Origin of the sequence: Levilactobacillus spicheri DSM 15429 (genome assembly GCF_001435095.1) — a bacterium.
In the GTDB taxonomy this organism is placed as follows: domain Bacteria; phylum Bacillota; class Bacilli; order Lactobacillales; family Lactobacillaceae; genus Levilactobacillus; species Levilactobacillus spicheri.
Map to the genome: position 1 here is coordinate 132270 of NZ_AZFC01000002.1, position 19574 is coordinate 151843.

A 19574-nucleotide genomic window follows, 5' to 3' on the forward strand; every position below is an offset into this window, starting at 1 on the left:
ACCCCCGTAAACTATGGTAGGCTTAGAGGGAAAAGATGGGGGAAGGAAGCGATATTATGTGGTTAGCACTGCACTTTTGGACCTGGGTCGTTCTGACCCTGGCCGTTTTAATGGGCTTAACCCGGCACGCAGAAAAACGCGTGACCCAATTTCTGCTGCTAGCCAGATGCGCTTATCTGGTGATGATCATCAGCGGGGTGGTGCTGAGCATTCGCACGTTCGGCCACAGTCCCCTCCTGATCAGCCTGAAATTTGCCTTGGGGATCACGACCATCGCCCTGATTGAAATCAGCTTTGGCCGTAAAATGGAACGCGATCAACCCCACCTGATCTACTGGATCATGGGCATCGTCGGCCTGATCACGGTCGGCTTGGGATTAACACTAGCTTTCAAGTAAAAATAACCGCTCAGCACAGTCACGTGTTGGGCGGTTATTTTTTGATGTTTTTTTAAAAACTGAGATGCGTCAGCGTTGGCGGAGGCTCACAGCTCCTCAAGAGTCGTCAGTCTCCACCTCACGTCCCTAGTCCGCTTGCCGCAACTTCAGCGCGCGTTCCAGTGTCCGGTCCACCAGCACGGACTGGCCGTCCACGATGGGGAACGTCGTCTCGGGTTCCCGTTCCTGGGCCAGCGACAACTCCGTGCAGCCGAGAATGACCACGTCGGCGTGTTGCTGCTCGACCATCTCCCGCACGATGCGGTGGAACAGCTGGGCGTCCACCACGTCCCGTTCCTTGATGTCGTCATAGATCAGCTCCATGGTCGCATCCTCAATGGCTGACGTGGGCAGTACGGGGGTCAACCCCACCCGCTCCAGCTCGTGCTCGTAAATCTTGTCGGCGATGGTCCCCCGCGTCCCGGTAATCCCGATTCGCTGGGCCTGCGGGAACTTGCGTTGGATCTCCTGCACCGTCTCGCGTGGCATGTGCAGGATGGGAATGTCCCCGGCCGCCGCCTGCAGGTCGTCGTAGAAGTAGTGGGCCGTGTTGCACGGCAAGGTGAAGAAGGCCGGATGCAACTGGCTCTGTTGCCGGATGTCCTCCAGCAGACTGGGTAACGGGCTGACCTGCGAATGGTCCAAAATGTAGGTCGTGCGGTCCGGCACCGTGGCGTGGTTGACTAAGATGTAATTCAAATACTCTTGATCAGCGTGTGCGGGTGTCCGCAGGTTCAACTGGTGAAGATAACTCTCGGTGGCCATCGTTCCCATGCCGCCAATAATCGTAAAGAATTTTTGCATCGTCCTTACCCCTTATTTTCCGCAAAGTATTTCTTGAAGTTAACCGTGTAATTGTGTTCCATCCACTTGATCAACGCCCAGCGCTTCAGGTTCATGTCCTGATCGAAGCGGTAGGTCGTGCCGTACTTGCCCGCCGCAATCAGCTTCAGCGCGCGGTCCTTGTCGGCGTTTTCCCGGGTGTACTGCTTAAAGACCTTCACCGGTACGCCTAACCACAGCGCGTGCTGGCTGGCATCCTGGTTGCCGTAGACCGTCGGCGCATCGGCCAAGGTGTGCTTGACGTAATCCTTGACCACCCAGTCGGCCAGGTTATAGCCGTTCAGGGTGACGAAGAAGCTGCTCCGCCCCTGCCGCAAGTTGATTTCAAACAGCTTGAAGGACTGGTCCCGCGAATCGTACTTCATGTCGAAGTTAGCGTAGCCGGTAAAGTCGATTGCTTCCAGGAACTTTTGGATGTCGCGGTAGATGGTCTCGTTGTACTCGGGTATAATCGCGACGTAGTTCCCGATGGCGGACGGCGCACAGTCCTCCAGCAGCGGGTGACCCAGACACATCATCTTGACGTGGTGGTCCTGGTCGACGTAGGCGTTCAACACCCGCATGTTGCTGTCGTCGCCGGGGATAAAGTCCTGCAGGATCAGGTCAGACTGGTAGCCGTTCGCGTAAATTTTGGCCACGATGTCCGTGAACTCCGCCTCCGACTGGATTCGAAAGGCCTTCTTGCGGCCCTCGAAGTGCACGTCCAACCATTCGACACTGTTGGCCGGCTTTAGCGCGACCGGGTAGCCGAACGGCTGCTGAATCGGCTCGCCGCTGGTGGCCTCTTCCTTGGTGATGATCCGGGTGTGCGGGTACGGTAAGCCGTACTGATCGCAGACCTTGTAGAAGTTTTCCTTGTTGTTCAGTTGCCGTAATTTGTCGTAATCGATGTACGGGCAGATGAAGACGTCCTCGAGTTCCGCCTTATGCTTACTGATCAGTTCGGCGTAGCCATCCCCACACCCGATCAGGATGACGGGTTCGGGATGGTCCGCGTAACGTTCCTTGAGTTTCCGCATGGTCTCGATCCAGACGGGGTCTTCGTCAAAGCCCGGAATCAATTCCAGGTTGACCACCTTGGTGTAGCGGGTCGGTGCCAATTGAATGCTGGCAAAGGCCTGCACGGGTTCGTGGTACAGGTCATAAAACGACCGGGCCATCCCGTAAACGTTAAAGTCGCTCCCCAATAAGACTGGGGTAAATTTGACGCCGTTCTTGGTTTCCATAACTAAATAAAGTCCCTTCACAACTACTTGAGTGGCTGCTATGTCACCCCTGGTTAATCGATTAATGTCACACTCATTGGTGCTTCTTCTTTGAAACTACCACAACTCTTTAAGAGAATCGATAGTTCTGCTCAAAAAACACTTTTTCCTAAGAAACAAATCAAGGTTGTTAGCGAACGAATCCACTAACAACCTTGACGGTACTCGCCGACGAAAAACTTTTCGCCGAGAGGCTGGTTAAATTTGCGTCCGGTGCACCAGGTCCACCGTCTTCGCCGTCGTATCTTCTGGGAAGTAGACTTCGTACCAGAGGATGAAGGTGTAAATGGTAAAGATCTTTTGCATGCTGGACTTACCGTTGATGTGTTCGTGTAAGATTTCCATCAAGGCGTCGGTGTTGAAGAACTTCTTAGCCACGTCGGAATTGAAGGCTTCAATGATCCGGGACTTGTAAGGCTCTTCCTTAATCCAGGTCGCGATTGGGGATGGGAAGCCCATCTTTTCCTTCTTCGCGACCCGTTCTGGCAGTTCGGCTTCGGCCGCGGTCCGCAGGGAGACCTTGGTCTCGTCGGCGTGGATCCGCGTCTTGACCGGCATGGTGGCCGCAAACTTAGCGACTTCCTTATCGACCAGCGGTGTCCGAACTTCCAGCGAGTTGGCCATACTCATGCGGTCAGCCTTGTGGAGGATATCGTACGGTAACCAGGTGTTGATATCGAAGTACTGCATCTGCGTCATCTCATCCAAGCCCTTCACGTCATCGAAGAGGTGTTGGGTGTACGCCCCCGCATCCTGGTTCAATTCAGGGTGCTTCAGGATCTTGTTTCGGTCGTAGTAGTCAAAGACGTAGTTGACCCGGTAGTAACGCTCGCTTAATGGCTCAGCGCCCCGGACCAAGAACCGCCGACCGTGGAACCGTGGCAGGTGTTCGGCGATGGCGCCCAGGCCCTTCCGAATCGGCTTTGGCACGTACTTCTGGTAGCGCTCGAACGGAATGGCTTCCAGGTAGGTGTTGTAGCCCCCGAAGAATTCGTCGGCCCCTTCACCGGACAAGGCCACCTTCACGCTCTGGCGCGTCCCCTTGGACAGGTAGTACAGTTGCATCGCCGAAGGGTTGGAGAGCGGTTCGTCCATGTAGTACATGATGGTTGGCAGAATATCGAAATAATCGTCCCCGGTCATGTAGAGCGGCGTGTTCTTTTGCTTGATCTCCTTGGCGAATTCCGTGGACCAACTCAATTCACTGTACTTGGAATTCTTGAACCCTAAGGAGAAGGATTGGATTGGCTTCAACTTCGAGGCCTCGTTCAACACGTAGGAAGAATCGATCCCACTGGACAAGAAACTCCCAACTTCCACGTCGGCAATCATGTGGGCCTTGACGGATTCGTCGACGATGCCGCGGATCTTCTGGGCATCCTCTTCGACCGTTTGGCTGTTGTCGATATGGTCGTAGTTGAACTTGAAGTACCGGTGCGTCTCGGTCTTGCCGTTGCGGTGCAGGAAGTACTGCCCTGGTAAGACCTTGTAGACGTGCTTAAACATGGTGTCCCGTGACGGGATAAATTCAAAACTCAGGTGAATCGGTAAGAGTTCTTCGTTGAATTCCTTTTTAAAGTTCGGGTGTTCCAAGAAGGCCTTGATTTCAGAGCCCCACAGGAACGTGTCGCCGTCGTCGTAGTAGTACAACGGTTTGATGCCGAAGTGGTCCCGGGCACCAAAGACCTCGTTCTTGACCTTGTCATAGATCACGAAGGCGTACATCCCCCGTAACCGGTCTAACAGCTTGGGGCCCCAAGCATCGTACCCGTGAATCAGGACTTCGGAGTCCACGTCCGTCTTGAATTCGTACCCTAACTTCTGTAAGTCGGCCCGAATTTCTTGGTAGTTATAGATTTCACCATTAAAGGTCAAGACCTTCGTCTGGTCCCGGTTGTACATCGGTTGCTTCCCGTGAGCCAGGTCAATGATGGATAACCGACGGAAACCCATGACGGCTTGGTCATCGCTAAAGTAAGCCTCGTCATCGGGCCCCCGGTGCTTGATGCGATCCGCCATATCGTTGATGGTATGAGCGGGAACATCCTTTTGGTTCACATAACCAACGAATCCACACATGTGCGTATCCCCTTTGAATTTTATTCTCTCTTTGGTCGTTTCATTATTATCAGCTGAAAAACCACAAAACACAACACCCATCATTTTAGCAAATTTATTTTGGGAATACCATATTATTAAGGATTCTTAACCCGATAGCTAAAAATGGGTCACTGGGGGGCGACCGCTTGCAGGGCCGCGACGTCCAGTAGCTTGATCTGTCGGCGCCCGACCGTCTCGATGATGCCCTGCGTCGCCAGCTGCTTCAGCTTGCGACTCAACGATTCCGGGGTCATCCCCAGGTACGCGGCCAGGTCCTGCTTGCTCATCGGCAAGGTGTAGGTCCCCACCCGCTGGTCGGTCAGCGTCAGCAGGTACCCCGCCAGCCGCGGCAGGGCGTCCGGAATCGCCAGCAGCGTCGCCTGGCGCTCGGCCGTCCGTAACCGCACGGCGAGGGCGCTGAGCAGCGACAGGGCCAACGGTGGCAGGCGGTCCAGCAGTGCCGTCAGCGCCGTCCGGGAAATGGTACACAGCTCGGTGGTCTTGGTCGCCTCCGCGTAGTCCTGGTGGATTTCGTCGGTGAACAGGGCGATCTCGCCAATGAAGTCCCCCGGATTCAGGACCCGCAAGACCCGTTCCCTGCCGTCATCCCCCAGATGGTACAACCGGACCTGGCCCGTATTCACGATGTACAGGGTCTGCGAGACCTCTTCGGGACGGTAAATGAGGCCGCCCTTTTCGGCGTGAATCGGCCGGGTGACCTTGGCGATCGACGTGCGTTGATCCGTCGCTAATTCTTGAAAAATCGGCACTTGAGACACACATTCCAATTCCCGCGCCAGGGAATGGTGGTGCGCCGCAACTGGTTCTCCCATGTTGACCCCTTCTTTCCATATAGATTCATTTTAGCAAATTATCCGGTCGGGTTGGTAAAAGACGCTTACGGCGTCCCCGGATCGTTCGGTGACGGCCGGTAACGCCGCCGGGGCCATTCACCCCGGAATCGCCAATCGACCGCACAACTATGGTATATTTAAGGTGGTTTTCGAATTTATTGTGTGTTAGGAGGAGATTTCATGAATCATCAACCACATCAAGCCTGCACGTCGTTTCTGGCCGGAAAGCTCGCCACCCTCGACGGCAGCACGCTGATCGCCCGTAACGAGGATAACGGGGTCGCCATCTGGCCGAAAAAAGCCGTGATGCACCCCGCCGATGAGGTCCGCGAGAACCCCTTCGTCTCCAAGGGAAACCAGTTCACGACCCCATTGCCGGAACACGCCGTTCAGTACTCCGCGGTGCCCGACAACGACCCCAGCGCTGGGGATTACGGCGAGAGCGGGATCAACGCCCATCGCGTTGCCATGAGCGCAACTGAAAGCGCGTACACTAACAGCCGGGTCCTCGGGGTCGATCCCCTGGTCGCCAACGGCATCGCCGAAGACGCCATGTTAACGGTGGTCTTGCCTTACGTGGACTCGGCCCAAGCCGGCATCAAACGCCTGGGCCAGCTGGTCAGCACAGCCGGTGCCGCCGAAAGTAACGGGGTGCTCTTCAGCGATCCCGATGAGGTGTGGTACATGGAAATCGTCAGTGGTCACCACTGGGTCGCCCAGCGCATCCCCGACGACGCTTACGCGGTCGTGGCCAACCAACTAGCCATCGAGGACGTCGACTTCGACAGTCCCGACTTCTTGACCTCACCCGATATTCGCCAGTTCGTCCAGGCCCACCGGTTGAATCCGGACGGCGGCCGTTTCAATTCCCGCCACATCTTCGGGACCCACTCGATTCAAGACGCCCACTACAATACCCCGCGGGTCTGGTACGGCCACAAGCTCCTGACACCAAGCGCCTTCGAAGAACCGACCAGCATGGAACTGCCGTTCATCCGGCACGCGGAACACAAGATCGGTCTCGATGACGTGGCCGCCGTGTTAGGCTCCCACTACCAGGAGACCCCCTTTGACCCGATTGGCAGCGGCGATTCCGCCGACCAGCACAAGTTCCGGGCCATTGGCTTGGCGCGCACCGAGAACAGCCACATCTTACAATTCCGGCGCAACGTCGACGTCACCCGGGCTGGTGTCATCTGGCAAGCCTTCGGCAACCCCGCCTTTAACCCCTACGTGCCGTTCTACGCGGCCGGCGACCAACTAGCCGCCAGCTATGCCGAGGACAACGCCAGCTACAGCGCGACGAACCCGTACTGGCAAGCCAAATTGCTGGAGGTCCTCAGCGAGGATCACTACCACGCAAACCGCGGGCTCATCGACGACTTTTTGAAGGCCACCCAGAGTCAGGCCTTTCAGCGCGTCGCGACCGGCGATGCACTGGACCACCCGACCGCTCAGGAACTGGGGACCTTCAACGCCGCCACCGCCCAGGCCTTCACGGACAGCACCCAGGCCCAGATCGGCAAGCTGGTCCAGGCCAACGCCGAGCTGTCGGCCCTGTCGTTCAAGATGGATGCCAATTTGTAGGTGAGACCGTTTTCAGAAAGTTGAAAATGCGGTATAATGGGACCAAGCAGCTAGCCCCGAAAGGAATGATTGTGATGGATGAAGTTGTATTATTTAATCCTGGCGATTCAATTGGTAACTTCCACGATTATCACGAGGCCGTTCAGACGGCGCAGATCTACCAAGAACGTCATACGGATTCCGGTCACGTGTTGGTCGTCAAGAGTGATAAAGGGGAGCCTTCCTTCGATATCTTCTTAGCGGAGCAACAGCTTGATAACGGCCAGTCCAAGTTCAAGCCCGCGAAGCCTTACACGGTTTCGAAAAAGTTATAAGAGAAAGCAAATGCGTCCCACCGCCTGGGTGGAACGCATTTTTTAATGGTTTTTTTAGTCTGACTGCTTGGCCTGAAAATGGGTCATCTCCTGCTTCAGGTAATGACCGGTGATGCTGGCGGGGTTCTCACTGACGGCCTGCGGGGTGCCGCTGGCGACCAGTTGGCCCCCGTTGCGGCCACCCCCGGGCCCCATGTCGAGCACGTAGTCGGCGTTGGCCACCAGCTCCATGTCGTGCTCGATGGCCAGCACCGTGGCCCCCTGCTGGAGCAATTGGTCAAAAACCTTGATCAGTTGCTGGATGTCCAGCGGGTGCAAGCCCACGGTCGGTTCATCGAAGACAAACAGTGTGCCGGTTTGCCGCTTACCCAGCCGCGAGACCAGCTTCAATCGCTGAGCCTCCCCACCGGATAAGGCCGGCGTGCTCTCGCCCAACAGCAGGTACCCCAGCCCCATGTCGTGCAGCGTGCGTAAGATGCGCTCGATGGCGGCTTGGTCCTGAAAGACCGGTAGCGCCTCGTCCACGGATAAAGCCAGAACGTCAGCGATGCTGTACCCGTGCCACTTCACGGCTAACGTCTCGCGGTTATACCGCTGGCCGTGACACTGCGGACACTCCTCGGTGATGTCGGGCAGATACTGCACGTCCAGCGAGATCTGCCCCGTCCCGCCGCAGACCGGGCAGGCCCCGGCCGTCACGTTATAGGAGAAGCGACTGGTCGTGTAGCCCTTTTCCTGGGCCAACGGCGTGGCGGCGAAGAGCTTGCGCAGGTGGTTCAGGATGTCGGTGTAGGTGGCGACCGTCGAGCGAACGTTCTTGCCCACGGGTACCGAGTCGACCGTGACCACGTGCCGGATCTTCTGCCGGTCCAGCTGCTTGACGTGGGCCGGCAACGGCCGGTGCGCCACGTCGGCCTCAATGGCCGGGATCAGGCTGTCGAGAATCAAGGTGGTCTTGCCGGCACCGCTCATCCCGGTGACCGTGGTCAACCGATTCTTCGGCAGCTTGACGTGCACGTCGTCGATGTTGAAGCGGTGGTGGACCGCCAGCTGCAGGGTCCCGTGGTCAAATAGCTGGTCGTCGGGCACCCGTGGCCGTTCCCGTAAGGTCGCGGTCCCGTTCAGAAACGGGGCGATCAGCGACCGGGGACTCTGGGCAATCGCGTCGACCGGTCCGTGATCAACCACCGTGCCGCCATTCTTCCCGGCGCCCGGACCAATCTCTAAGACGTCGTCGGCCGCGGCGATGATCCGCGGGTCGTGGTCGACCACGACCACCGAATTGCCCTGGCGCACCAGTGCACGGAAGGTCTTGATCAATCCGGTCACGTTGGCCGGATGCAGGCCGACCGAGGGTTCATCGAGGACGTACAGGACGCCGGTCGTCGCGCTCCGCAGCGTCCGTCCCAGCTGAATCCGTTGGAGTTCCCCGGTCGACAGCGTCGCGCCGGGCCGGCTCAACGTCAGGTAGTCGAGCCCCAGGTCGAACATCGGTTGCAGGCTCTCCTGCAACTCCCCGACCAGGTTGGTCCCCATCTCGTGCATCTCGGCCGGTAAGCCGGCCACGATGGTGTCGGCGAAGGCCCGCAGGTCGGTGAGCGGCAACTCGCAAAGCTCGGCAATGTTTTGACCATTGATCGTTTGTTGGAGGAGGGCCGGCTTCAGCCGGGTCCCGTGACAGGTCGGACAGGTCGAGAACGTGTAGAACTTGTTCAGTTTTGCCAGGGTCCGCTCGTTTTTCGTCGTGGCCATGCTGTCCTCGACCGCCGCAAAAGCGTTCTCGTAGACCGCGTTGTCCATGTGGAAGATCTTCCCCTTGCTGCTGGGGATGTTGATGGCCACGTGCCGCTTCTTGCCGTGCAGGACCTGCTCCTTCATTTCCGGGCTGAGGTCTTTGTAGGGCACGTCGATGGGGATGCCGATGCCATCCGCCACGATGGGCATGAAGTTCCGTCCAGGAAGGTGCCAGGAGGCCACAGCCCCCTCGCGCAACGTCTGGGTCTCGTCGGCGATCAATAGACTGGCGTCCAACTGTCGGACCTCTCCCAGGCCGCCACAGGTTGGGCAGGCCCCACCGGCGTTAAAGGCGAAGTCCTCCGCCCCGGGTGCCGTGAAGGTCACGCCACAGGTCGGGCAGGTCACCCGCCCCATGTTGCTTGCGATGTCCAGGGTCGGGGCCAACCGGTGCCCGTTGGGACAGACCGGGGCGCCTAACCGGGAGAAGACCAGCCGCAAGATGTTGAGGCTTTCGGACATGGTCCCCACCGTCGACCGGACGCCGGGCACCGACGGCCGTTGCTTTAAGGCCAGTGCCGAGGGCAGGTAGTCGACGGAATCGACCGCCGCCTTGCCGACCTGGTTGATTCGCCGTCGGGTAAAGGTCGACAGCGCGTTGAGGTAGCGCCGGGCCCCCTCAGCGTAAAGCACGCCCATGGCCAACGACGACTTTCCCGACCCGCTGCGTCCCGTGATGGCGACGTAGCGGTGTAACGGAATGTCGACGTCGAGATTCTTTAAATTATTGACCCGCGCGCCCCGCACCTTGATAAATCGTGGGAGCTGCGGCTGTGGTTGTGACATTGTTAGATCCCCTTTCCGCTGATTCACCCCTTAATTCTCACGCGAACCAGCTATGAACGCAAGACATGACACCATGAATCATTTTCAGCTCGTGCTTTCCCGGCATGGTGACCGCGATTTCCCGCAAGAAACGATTTACGCCTTCTCCGCGACTTGGTATACTAGTTCCTAACATTATCGAACGGGCTGGTTCTAATCAGTGGATTTGTTCGTTCTTTAGCAACCCGCCCGCGCGTTTGCGGGTACTGAAAGTGAGGTTATCAGATATGCCCGAAAATCAAGCAACCACCACCCTGAACCGTTCCCTGGGGTTCTGGTCGGCCCTCGCCCTGGTCGTGGGGACCGTCATCGGTTCGGGAATCTTCTTCAAACAATCGTCCGTCTTAGACAGCGCCGGCTCGACCGGCGGTGCCCTTCTGGCCTGGCTACTCGGGGGATTAATTACCCTGACGGCCGGCCTGACCATCGCCGAAGTCGGCGCCCAGATGCCCCACACCGGTGGCCTCTACGTTTATATGGAGGAAATCTACGGTAAGTTCTGGGGCTTTCTCTCCGGTTGGATGCAAATCGCCGTGTACGGCCCGGCCATCATTGCCTCGATTGCGGCCTACCTGGGCATCCTGCTGGTCGGCTTCTTCCACCTCGACAGTGGGTGGCAGGCGCCCCTCGCCATCCTGGTCATCGTCTTGATTGGCGCGCTCAACATGTTTGAGAACCGCTACGGCGCCATTTTTCAAATCGTGACGACCCTGGGAAAACTCCTGCCGATCGCGGCCATCATCATCTTTGGCCTGTTCTACGGGAACCAGGACGCCTTCGGCCAAAGCCTGCAGACCGTCAGCCACACTACGGGCAACTTCGGGGTCGCCGTCCTGGCCACCCTGTTCGCCTACGACGGCTGGATCCTAGTGGCCAACCTGGGCGGTGAGATCAAGAATCCGCAAAAGCTGCTCCCCCAAGCCATCATCCTGGGCATCTCGCTGGTCCTGATTGCCTACACCCTGGTCAGCTACGGAATTTTACACTTCATCCCGGCCGAAAAGATCCACGCGTTGGGTCAACAGACCACGGTCTACTTCGCCAACTCGGCCTTCGGGACCATCGGGGGCCGTTTGTTAAACATCGGGATCATCGTCTCCATGGTCGGCTGCCTAAATGGGAAGATCATGACCTTCCCCCGCATCGTCTACGCCATGGCGGACCAGGATCAGCTGCCCTTCTCCAAGGCGCTCAGCTACCTGCACCACAAGTCCCACGAGCCCATGGTAGCGACGTCGGCCATCATCGTCTACGCCAGCATCATGATCCTGTTCTTTAACCCGGACCGCCTGTCGGACCTCTGCATCTTCACGGTCTACTGCTTCTACGTGGCGACCTTCGTCGGCGTCTTCCTCCTGCGGAAGCGCCACGCGGGGGAAGTCCGGCCGTTCTCCACGCCGGGCTTCCCGGTGACCCCCCTGATCGCCATTCTGGGGGCCCTGTTCGTCATCGTCAGTGAGATTGGCTCCGACATCAGCGGCGTCCTATTATCGCTGGTGATCGTGGCCCTGGGGATTCCCGTGTACCTGTACAAAAAACGGCGGCACGCCGCCAACTAACTTGTCAACGTCGCACCCTTCAGCGGGTCGCGGCGTTTTTTGCTGGGATGACGGCCGTTCGCTAAGCGATGCCCCTAAATGAAAAATCATCCAAAAAAGTGCATAAAAAAGCATCACGCTGATTGCTCAACGTGATGCTTCCGAATTGTTAACTGATGCCCCGGGCAGGATTCGAACCTGTACTTGGTTACCCAAACAGCGACCTGAACGCTGCGCGTCTGCCAGTTCCGCCACCGGGGCGTTTCTTAACAACAAATAATATCTTACACTATCCAGCCGAAAAAGGGAACCCCTAATTTGAATTTTTTTGCGATAAAAATTTAATGGCCGTGCCGTAACCGTGAACTACCAGGAATTTCGGGGCCACATTTATCTGAACGACCTCGGTATTAAACCGGACTTCGATCAACCCATCCGCCCCCTGCTCCTGGGCCTGCTGCATCAATTGCTGCTTCACATCAGAAAACAACGGCTCGAAACGCTCAAATTCATCCGGCTTTTCCGACGTCAGCATGTCGTGCGCCGTGGCCGTGATAATCCCCTGAATCGAATGGGACCGGTTAAAGCCCCCGGTTGTCATAAACATCGTTCATCCCTCCAACAAAGGTTGTTGCTTCTATAGTGCCGGATTCGAAAATGCTTGTCAATCGATTTTCACCGGCCAATGCTTCGCCAGGACCGTCATCAAGATGGCGCCCAAGAAAACGCCCAGCCAGTTGGTCAGCACGTCGTTGATGTCGACCCACCGGCCCAGGCTGACCAGGGCGTTGCCAATCGCCTGACCGCCCTCCAAGGACAGACCCGTTGCCAGTCCCGCCAGCAGCCACTGCGGCCACCGCAACCGGGGCCAATTCAGGGCCAGCAACATCCCCTGGGGCACGGTCATCACCACGTTCAACCAGAAGGACGCATCGATGCTGGCCGGCTCCAACGGCGTCAGGACCCACACCCCGCCGGACCACCAGCTGGTCGTGATCCGCGCCACGTGACTGCCCCCAAACGAAAAGGCCAGGGGCGTCCAGGTGAGCGCACTCAAGCCCCAACACCCCAGCCACCACAGGCTCCGCCGGTAGTGCTGCTGGCGCCAGTTCTTCACGACCAACCACAGCCACAGGCAACTGACCAACCCAAATGGTACCCAACGACTCATCGAATTCCCCCTCTTATGTGGTTTCAGTATACCGGTGCCCGTCAAATTTGCAACTCAAAAAGGGACCAGCCCCCACACTGGTCCCGCACGCACTGGTCGCGTCACTTGTTCTAGCCACCTTGATTGTTGCGATCACTGACCGTATCCCGCGGTCGTCTCGTCAACGAGGCTAAAGCCACCTCGTCATCATCTACATTGTATGCTTTTACACATAAAGGTCAAGCATCTTAATGGTTTCTCTAACGCCTCTTCGGCGGCAAGCCCCTTCAGATAGTCGTTTAACGACTCAGCTTATTAATGGCCGGGGCCATTAAGCCGTTCCAGCAGTAAACGGCTAAGCTTGCTCATCCCCGCGTCCACCGGGGCTGGCAGGCGCTGCTCATCACGGGAACCGAAAAAATAATCATCACGGGGATTAATCAGTCGATAGTTGAGCAATTCACCGCACAAACCGCCCGGCTATTCCGGCTGCGAGCACCCGTCATTGTGAAAAAAGCACGGTCAGCCCCGTACTTATTCCGTTTGACCGTCCGGCAGGCTAACCAGTTATTTTACAAATAATGATTGAACTTACCGATAGGCTTGCTATATAATTAAGATGTTGTTACGCTTAGCTTGATTTGTGCAGGCCCGTTTGACCCGCTGATCAGGTTTTTTTGCTTGCTAATGACAATTTAATTGTATACAATACTATTGAAATCGAATTAAAGGAGGCTGCAGGCATGACTGAAATTCCACCAGTTTTGTTGGATGAACAACTCTGTTTCTCAATTTACTCTGCCAGCAAAAAGTTCAATCATTTTTACCAAAGTGCCTTGGCACCCTTTGGCTTAACCTATCCACAATACATTGCCCTTCTGGCGCTGTGGGAAGATGCCCCGTTGACCGTCCACCAGCTCGGTGACCGCTTAGAGCTGGATAGTGGGACCCTGACGCCCCTTCTGAAGCGGCTCGAAAAGCAAGGCTGGGTCACCCGGGTTCGCAGTCGGACCGATGAACGGCAGGTTCTGATTCACCTGACCGCCATGGCGACCACCAAGCGCGACGAGGTCTACCAGCGAATCGGCCAATGCCAAAGTCTGTTGGGCATGTCCGACCAAGAAATCCAAACGCTGATGACCGACCTGATCACCGTGAAGAGCCAACTCGACCACGTGAGTGAACAGCGGGCCATCGAGAAAAAAGTGAACGCTCAAAATTAAAAACTAGCCAAGCCCATCTTGCGATGAGTTGGCTAGTTTTTTTACGATAACAGGGTCACCCACATCATCCCCATCGCGATCAGGTTATTGAACGCGTGGAGAATAATGGTGGCTTGAATCTTGCCCGTCTTGCGGTACACGTAGGCGAAGACGCCCCCCATGACCGCGTAGATCAGGGCGCTGATCAGCGTCGTGCTGGCGTGGACCAGGGAAAAGGCGATGCCGCTGACCACGATTGGCACCCAAAAGGCCTGGGGCCCGAAGCAGCCGTCCATCAGGAGCCCCCGAAAGGTGAACTCCTCCAGAAACGGCGACGCACAGATGGCCGTCAGACTCATCAGTACCATGGTCCAGGGACTCTGGCCCAAGAGTCGACTGATTGCCTGGTTGTTAGCGGTACTGGTCTGGTGCGACACGTAGTAGTTGAGCAGGCTGAGCACCTGTTCGGCCACCAGCATCAACAGGTACCCGCCGACCATCAACCGCCAGTCCCGCCGCGTCAGGCGCTGCCAGTGAAAGGCCTCCCGCCACAGACTGCGGTAGCGCCAGGCGGCGATGGCCACGGCCACGGCGAAGCCCCCCAGGTAAATGGCCCCCCAGAGGACCCGGTGGCCCACACTTCCCCGGCTCAGCTGCAAGAGGGGCAGCTGCACCAGGTTTGCCAAGATAACCAACAAAATGACCCACAGCCAATTTTGGTTAGCCGCGGGCTTTATCCCACGTTCCATTCCTAATCGATCCCTTCATCAAAAAACGTTAGAAAATCTTTCCCTAATTATAGATTTTTTTATATTATTGCGTTACTATAAGGTTGCGGATGAGTTTGAACCAACTTTCAAGCTGATTCGTGAGGATTCTGTCCTCATTCAACAGACAGATTTCATTTTACTCCCCCAAAGTAGATGAAATTTTTACAGCATAATCCCCCAATTATGTTGTAACCTTACTCTTTGGCCATTGCGATTTATCGTAATGGCTTTTTTTAATGCTCTGAATCATCATCGTCGTCCACCATCGGTCGCCGCCACAGGAACCAGTATAGGATAAAACTCATCAGGGTCCCCACCAAGAGCCCCCCAAAGGCGACCACCGCCATCAGCCAGCCGCTCAGCGACCAGCCAATGATGGCCCAAAGCGTGCCGCCGACGATCAGGGCCGGCACCACCATCGTCAATAGGATGACCAATAATTTCATCGTTTTTGCTCCTTCCAAGGGCTTTGCTACAAATCTTACCATATCTCCCCAGAAAACCCACGGCTAAGGGTGAAATCTTTTCTGAAAACGATTACAATAGAGGTGATTGGTATTCGAAATCTTTTGAAGGAGTGACATTTATGGCAAGTGTTCTCGTAACCGCCGCGATTCCCCAAGCGGCAATGGATATTCTTCAACAAGCTGGCCTCGACGTCGAGAGTTATACCGGTGACGCCCTGATCACCAAGGATGAGTTGCTCAAACGCATCGTTGGTAAGGACTACCTGATCACCCCCTTGTCCACCCAGGTGGATCAAGACGTGATCGACGCCGATCCCCAGTTAAAACTGATTGCGAACTACGGGGCGGGCTTTAACAACATCGACGTGGCGTACGCCCGCAAGCACGACATCCCGGTCACCAATACGCCGAAGGTCTCCACGGTCTCCACGGCCGAGGTCACGACCGGACTGATCATCTCCTTAGCCCACCGCATCGTCGAGGGCGATAAGCTCATGCGGACCAAGGGCTTCGCCGGTTGGGCACCCCTCTTCTTCCTGGGGCACGAACTAGCCGGCAAGACCCTCGGGATCCTCGGGATGGGCCAAATTGGCCAGGCCGTCGCCAAGCGGATGGCCGCTTTTGACATGCACATCATCTACACCCAGCGGCACCCCTTAGACGCCGCTACCGAGGGACAACTCAACGCGACCTTCGTCACCCTGGACGAATTACTGGCCCAAAGTGACATTCTCACGATTCACGCACCCCTGACACCCGAGACGCATCACCTGATTGGCGCGCCGCAGTTCAAGCAGATGAAGAATTCCGCCTGCCTGATCAACGCCGCCCGTGGGCCGGTCATCGATGAGGCTGCCCTGCTGACCGCCCTGCACGACCACGAATTGGCCGGCGCAGCGCTGGACGTCTATGAGGCCGAACCCAACGTTGACGATGGGTTCAAGCAACTCGATAACGTCATCTTGACGCCCCACGTGGGGAACGCCACCGTGGAAGCCCGGGACGCTATGGCCGAAATCGTCGCCAAGAACACGGTCCGGATGGCTCAGGGTGAAGAACCGCTGCACGTGGTCAACTAACTAATTCTCAAAACTTAACGTAGCTACCGAAGTCCGGGACGGTTGTCTCGGGCTTTTCTTATGTTTAGATTGCGGCAATTATCCGCCTTACCGGTTGGCCCTGAAGGGGCTGGAACGTGGTGGGCACGACTTGAAGCCCTGAAAGTGCCAGGTCTTCAAGCTCGGCCTTTGGGTAATCCGGGAAAGGACCCCGAATAACCCAAACGACACCACTGAGCCCCTTCAGGACCGCCCTCACGGCTAAATTGAGTGTATCCAAAATAGTCCCTCTCGGTGATTCAAATCGGAAATATCAACATGTGACAACTCTTAATTGATAAGGTATCAGCCTGATGAGGCCCACTTGAGTCCATGGTATGAGCCATTATACAATTGCCTAGCTTTCACCATGGCTAACCGCCTTTTAGCCCATCTTTTTTAGACCCCCCTCATCGATTTGATAATTTTCAGTAGCAAACATCCGTTAAAATTGCAACCGATTGCAATACCGACAAATAGGCATTGACAGCGCTGTGATTTTTGCTAAAATTAAGGGGAATTAATTGTCATTTTTCAGCGGGGCGCCTAAGGTAGAGATGAAGGATTCATCAAAATCTCACGAAAGGAAGCCATTCTTTGAAAATTATCACGCTTCATGTTTTGGACGATTCGTTACGCGTTAGCTACGCCCCCACGGCGCACACCACCCCGCAGCGTCAATTCATCATCGCCTACAACGCGGATCAGACCATCGGGGAGAACCTCGAGAATCTGCGGGTCAAACTGGTTGGTCTGGACGTCGACGCGGCCATCGTGGACAACGCCCTCAGCTACCCCTTCTCCGATACGGTGGTGGGGATCAACCATCAACGCATCGATATTGGGTTGGCCATCACCAACATGCTGAACATCCCCGTCGTTAGTCAACCCGCGGTCGATCAGCAGGGGCTGACGGCGGCCCTGGCCGCTAAACGCGACTACCTGACCTGGCACCTGGACTACTACGGCCAATACCGGGGCAAGCGGAATTACGGACAAGAGGCCATGCTCACAGTTGGCAACGGTTTCTTGGGACTCCGGGGCAGTTACCCGGAAGCCCATGCCGACCAGGACAACTATCCGGGTCTCTACACCGCCGGCTTGTATGACCAACTGACCACGAACCTGAACGGTCGCGACGTCACCAACGAAGACCTGGTCAACCTGCCCAACGCGCAGGCCCTGACCTTCGGGGTGGACCATCAGACGCCGTTTCAGATCAAGGCCAGCAACATCCAGGACATCTACCGGAGTCTGGACCTGCACACCGGGACGTTGACCACGACCCTCTTGGTTCAGCTGCCCACCGGCCACGCCCTGCAGGTCACGACCAAGAAGCTCGCGAACTTCAAAGACTGGCACCGCTTCACCATCCAGTATCAGGTCACCCCGCTCAACTTCGCGGGGAGTCTGCAGATTTATTCGGCCATCGACGGCACGGTGATCAACGCCAACGTTGACCGCTACGCCGCCTTCGACCAGCACCACGTTCAGGTGACCGGCCTGAGTCAACGGGACGACTGCATCTACTTAGAGGGCCAGACCAAGACTTCTCAGGTCCACTTCGTCCTGGGATCACGACTGACCGGCCCGGGGAAGGCCATGCGGGTCCCAGCCGGTAACGATGCCCAGGCCCAACAGCAGGTTCGCCAGATGCGCACCGTTGCGGTCACACCGCAGCAGCCCGTGACCTTCGAGAAAAATGGCGTCCTCTTTACCGACCGGGAAACCGATACGCCGCTACTGGCCACCGCCACCGCGGACCTGCAACGGGCCAGCTTCGCTGACACGTTAGCCAGCAGCACCGCCTACTGGCAGCGTCGCTGGGCCGACGCCGACATTCAGATCACCGGGGACATCACGGCCCAAAAGCTGACCCGGGTCAACCTGTACCACCTCTTCACCGCCACACAAGCCATCGCCTCGGGGAAAATCGATGCGTCGATCAACGCCCGGGGGCTCGACGGGGAAGCCTACCGGGGCCACGTCTTCTGGGACGAGATGTTCGACCTGCCCGTCTTTGCCCTGCACGACCCGCAACTCGCCCGGCAACTCCTGATGTACCGTTACCGCCGTTTGCCGGCGGCCAAGGAAAATGCCCGTCAGGCCGGGTACGCCGGGGCCATGTACCCGTGGCAATCGGGGGCTAAGGGGGACGAACAGTCACAGGTCACGCACCTGAACCCCCTGACCAACACCTGGGACCCCGATTATTCATCGTTGCAACGCCACGTGTCCCTCGCCATCGCCTACAACGTCATCATGTACGTGCGTTTGACCGCTGACCAGGACTTCATGGAACGGTACGGCCTGGAGATGCTCCAGGAGATCGGCCAATTTTGGCTCAGTAAGGCGCACCATGACGCCGATGGTCATGCCACCATCGACCACGTCATGGGTCCCGACGAGTTCCACGAGAACTACCCGAACGCCGATCAGCCCGGGCTCAGCAACAACGCCTACACCAACCTGATGGTGGCTTGGCTGTTTGCCCAGATCCATCAGATTCGGCAAGACCTGCCCGCCAACGTCTTGGCCCGCGTCGACCACCAAACGGCGGTGACCCCCGCGATGCTCAAGCGGATGACCGCCGTCCAGCACCACCTCAAGCTCGACATCAACGCCGACGGGATCATCGGCCAGTTCGACGGTTACTTCAAGTTGCCGACCCTGGACTTCACGGCCTACCACAAGAAGTACGGCGACATCTCGCGGATGGACCGAATCTTGAAGGCTGAAGGTAAGACCCCTGACGCTTACCAAGTCGCCAAGCAGGCGGATACGCTGATGCCGTTTTATAATCTAACTATCCCCGAAGTCATGACCCTGATTCACGATCTCGGCTATCACCTACCGGACCAGGCCCTCAGCCGCAACCTGCAGTTCTACCTGGACCGGACCACCCACGGGTCGACGCTGTCGCGCATCGTCTACGCGGCGTTGACCGCCCTGGCCGGTCACCTGGATCAGTCCTGGCGGTTCTACTCGCAGGCCCTGTTCTCCGACTACTACGACATCCAGGGCGGTACCACGGCCGAGGGGATTCACCTGGGCGTCATGGGTGCCGTGACCCTGATGGCGACGCGGGTCTACGGCGGGGTCGACGTCTTGGCCCCGACCCTCACCGTCACGCCCCGCTTGCCACAGGCCTGGCAGGCGTTGCATTTCCAACAGACGGTGCGGGGCATCCAGTACACGTTCACCCTTACGCACCATCAGATTCAGGTTACGGCGGACCACGCCACGACCCTTCAAATTTTGGACAAGCCGGTCGCGCTCAAGGCGCACCAACCGGTCAAAATAACCTATTAACTACCATAAGGAGTGTTTA

16 protein-coding genes and 1 tRNA gene are annotated in these 19574 nt (G+C 57.1%); 7 read left to right on the top strand and 10 right to left on the bottom strand.

Going from position 1 to position 19574, the window contains the following annotated elements; translation table 11 throughout:
* Positions 1–56: 56 nt before the first annotated feature.
* On the top strand, positions 57–398 hold the full coding sequence (locus FD37_RS01170; RefSeq protein ID WP_045808073.1) for a DUF1516 family protein: 342 nt from the start codon (positions 57–59) through the stop codon (positions 396–398).
* A gap of 126 nt (positions 399–524) precedes the next feature.
* On the opposite strand, the gene FD37_RS01175 is transcribed toward FD37_RS01170, so the two are convergent.
* From FD37_RS01175 to FD37_RS01190, 4 genes are all read right to left on the bottom strand, one after another.
* Entirely contained in the window at positions 525–1241 is a 717-nt protein-coding gene (locus tag FD37_RS01175; protein ID WP_045808072.1) for an aspartate/glutamate racemase family protein, read from the bottom strand.
* A gap of 5 nt (positions 1242–1246) precedes the next feature.
* Complete coding sequence (locus FD37_RS01180) at positions 1247–2506, bottom strand: carboxylate--amine ligase (RefSeq protein WP_056962869.1); 1260 nt, start codon at positions 2504–2506, stop codon at positions 1247–1249.
* Between the two features lie 237 nt (positions 2507–2743).
* Positions 2744–4624 carry an asparagine synthase (glutamine-hydrolyzing) gene (gene asnB / locus FD37_RS01185; RefSeq protein WP_045808070.1) on the bottom strand — a complete coding sequence of 627 codons (1881 nt, stop codon included), beginning with the start codon at positions 4622–4624 and terminating at the stop codon, positions 2744–2746.
* A gap of 149 nt (positions 4625–4773) precedes the next feature.
* The gene (locus FD37_RS01190) at positions 4774–5478 is read right to left on the bottom strand and encodes a Crp/Fnr family transcriptional regulator (RefSeq protein WP_056962871.1); all 705 of its coding nucleotides are present in this window, start codon (positions 5476–5478) and stop codon (positions 4774–4776) included.
* A 201-nt stretch (positions 5479–5679) separates the two neighbouring features.
* Between FD37_RS01190 and FD37_RS01195 the strand changes: the two genes are divergently transcribed.
* A complete protein-coding gene (locus tag FD37_RS01195; RefSeq protein WP_056962872.1) occupies positions 5680–7086 on the top strand; it encodes a C69 family dipeptidase in 1407 nt (468 codons plus the stop codon).
* Between the two features lie 74 nt (positions 7087–7160).
* Positions 7161–7400: a hypothetical protein gene (locus tag FD37_RS01200; RefSeq protein WP_056962874.1), complete on the top strand. Its 240-nt coding sequence runs from the start codon at positions 7161–7163 to the stop codon at positions 7398–7400.
* A gap of 54 nt (positions 7401–7454) precedes the next feature.
* On the opposite strand, the gene FD37_RS01205 is transcribed toward FD37_RS01200, so the two are convergent.
* Positions 7455–9980: an ATP-binding cassette domain-containing protein gene (locus FD37_RS01205; RefSeq protein ID WP_056962876.1), complete on the bottom strand. Its 2526-nt coding sequence runs from the start codon at positions 9978–9980 to the stop codon at positions 7455–7457.
* A 266-nt stretch (positions 9981–10246) separates the two neighbouring features.
* Here FD37_RS01205 and FD37_RS01210 point away from each other — a divergent pair, with 266 nt between their 5' ends.
* Positions 10247–11578 (top strand): APC family permease, encoded by a 1332-nt coding sequence (locus tag FD37_RS01210; RefSeq protein WP_056962878.1) that lies wholly within the window; start codon positions 10247–10249, stop codon positions 11576–11578.
* A gap of 156 nt (positions 11579–11734) precedes the next feature.
* On the opposite strand, the gene FD37_RS01215 is transcribed toward FD37_RS01210, so the two are convergent.
* From FD37_RS01215 to FD37_RS01225, 3 genes are all read right to left on the bottom strand, one after another.
* Positions 11735–11818, bottom strand: a tRNA-Leu gene (locus FD37_RS01215).
* A gap of 52 nt (positions 11819–11870) precedes the next feature.
* Complete coding sequence (locus FD37_RS01220) at positions 11871–12164, bottom strand: heavy metal-binding domain-containing protein (RefSeq protein WP_056962879.1); 294 nt, start codon at positions 12162–12164, stop codon at positions 11871–11873.
* Positions 12165–12221: 57 nt separating this feature from the next.
* Positions 12222–12728 carry a VanZ family protein gene (locus FD37_RS01225; RefSeq protein WP_045808063.1) on the bottom strand — a complete coding sequence of 169 codons (507 nt, stop codon included), beginning with the start codon at positions 12726–12728 and terminating at the stop codon, positions 12222–12224.
* Positions 12729–13450: 722 nt separating this feature from the next.
* On the opposite strand from FD37_RS01225, the gene FD37_RS01230 reads away from it, so the two are divergent.
* Positions 13451–13930 (top strand): MarR family winged helix-turn-helix transcriptional regulator, encoded by a 480-nt coding sequence (locus FD37_RS01230; RefSeq protein ID WP_045808062.1) that lies wholly within the window; start codon positions 13451–13453, stop codon positions 13928–13930.
* 41 nt (positions 13931–13971) lie between these two features.
* Here the strand turns inward: FD37_RS01230 and FD37_RS01235 are convergent, their stop codons facing one another.
* Positions 13972–14658: a CPBP family intramembrane glutamic endopeptidase gene (locus tag FD37_RS01235; protein WP_045808061.1), complete on the bottom strand. Its 687-nt coding sequence runs from the start codon at positions 14656–14658 to the stop codon at positions 13972–13974.
* Between the two features lie 254 nt (positions 14659–14912).
* Complete coding sequence (locus FD37_RS01240; RefSeq protein ID WP_045808060.1) at positions 14913–15125, bottom strand: hypothetical protein; 213 nt, start codon at positions 15123–15125, stop codon at positions 14913–14915.
* Positions 15126–15265: 140 nt separating this feature from the next.
* Between FD37_RS01240 and FD37_RS01245 the strand changes: the two genes are divergently transcribed.
* Together FD37_RS01245 and FD37_RS01255 are read left to right on the top strand one after the other, a co-directional pair.
* Positions 15266–16225: a 2-hydroxyacid dehydrogenase family protein gene (locus FD37_RS01245; protein ID WP_045808059.1), complete on the top strand. Its 960-nt coding sequence runs from the start codon at positions 15266–15268 to the stop codon at positions 16223–16225.
* A 615-nt stretch (positions 16226–16840) separates the two neighbouring features.
* Complete coding sequence (locus FD37_RS01255) at positions 16841–19555, top strand: glycoside hydrolase family 65 protein (protein WP_056962882.1); 2715 nt, start codon at positions 16841–16843, stop codon at positions 19553–19555.
* The last annotated feature ends 19 nt before the right edge of the window (positions 19556–19574 follow it).

Bases quoted from the DNA above. Each gene is read 5' to 3' on its own strand.
- FD37_RS01170 (WP_045808073.1), top strand. From the start codon at position 57: ATGTGGTTAGCACTGCACTTTTGGACCTGGGTCGTTCTGACCCTGGCC.
- FD37_RS01175 (WP_045808072.1), bottom strand. From the start codon at position 1,241: ATGCAAAAATTCTTTACGATTATTGGCGGCATGGGAACGATGGCCACC.
- FD37_RS01180 (WP_056962869.1), bottom strand. From the start codon at position 2,506: ATGGAAACCAAGAACGGCGTCAAATTTACCCCAGTCTTATTGGGGAGC.
- asnB (WP_045808070.1), bottom strand. From the start codon at position 4,624: ATGTGTGGATTCGTTGGTTATGTGAACCAAAAGGATGTTCCCGCTCAT.
- FD37_RS01190 (WP_056962871.1), bottom strand. From the start codon at position 5,478: ATGGGAGAACCAGTTGCGGCGCACCACCATTCCCTGGCGCGGGAATTG.
- FD37_RS01195 (WP_056962872.1), top strand. From the start codon at position 5,680: ATGAATCATCAACCACATCAAGCCTGCACGTCGTTTCTGGCCGGAAAG.
- FD37_RS01200 (WP_056962874.1), top strand. From the start codon at position 7,161: ATGGATGAAGTTGTATTATTTAATCCTGGCGATTCAATTGGTAACTTC.
- FD37_RS01205 (WP_056962876.1), bottom strand. From the start codon at position 9,980: ATGTCACAACCACAGCCGCAGCTCCCACGATTTATCAAGGTGCGGGGC.
- FD37_RS01210 (WP_056962878.1), top strand. From the start codon at position 10,247: ATGCCCGAAAATCAAGCAACCACCACCCTGAACCGTTCCCTGGGGTTC.
- FD37_RS01220 (WP_056962879.1), bottom strand. From the start codon at position 12,164: ATGTTTATGACAACCGGGGGCTTTAACCGGTCCCATTCGATTCAGGGG.
- FD37_RS01225 (WP_045808063.1), bottom strand. From the start codon at position 12,728: ATGAGTCGTTGGGTACCATTTGGGTTGGTCAGTTGCCTGTGGCTGTGG.
- FD37_RS01230 (WP_045808062.1), top strand. From the start codon at position 13,451: ATGACTGAAATTCCACCAGTTTTGTTGGATGAACAACTCTGTTTCTCA.
- FD37_RS01235 (WP_045808061.1), bottom strand. From the start codon at position 14,658: ATGGAACGTGGGATAAAGCCCGCGGCTAACCAAAATTGGCTGTGGGTC.
- FD37_RS01240 (WP_045808060.1), bottom strand. From the start codon at position 15,125: ATGAAATTATTGGTCATCCTATTGACGATGGTGGTGCCGGCCCTGATC.
- FD37_RS01245 (WP_045808059.1), top strand. From the start codon at position 15,266: ATGGCAAGTGTTCTCGTAACCGCCGCGATTCCCCAAGCGGCAATGGAT.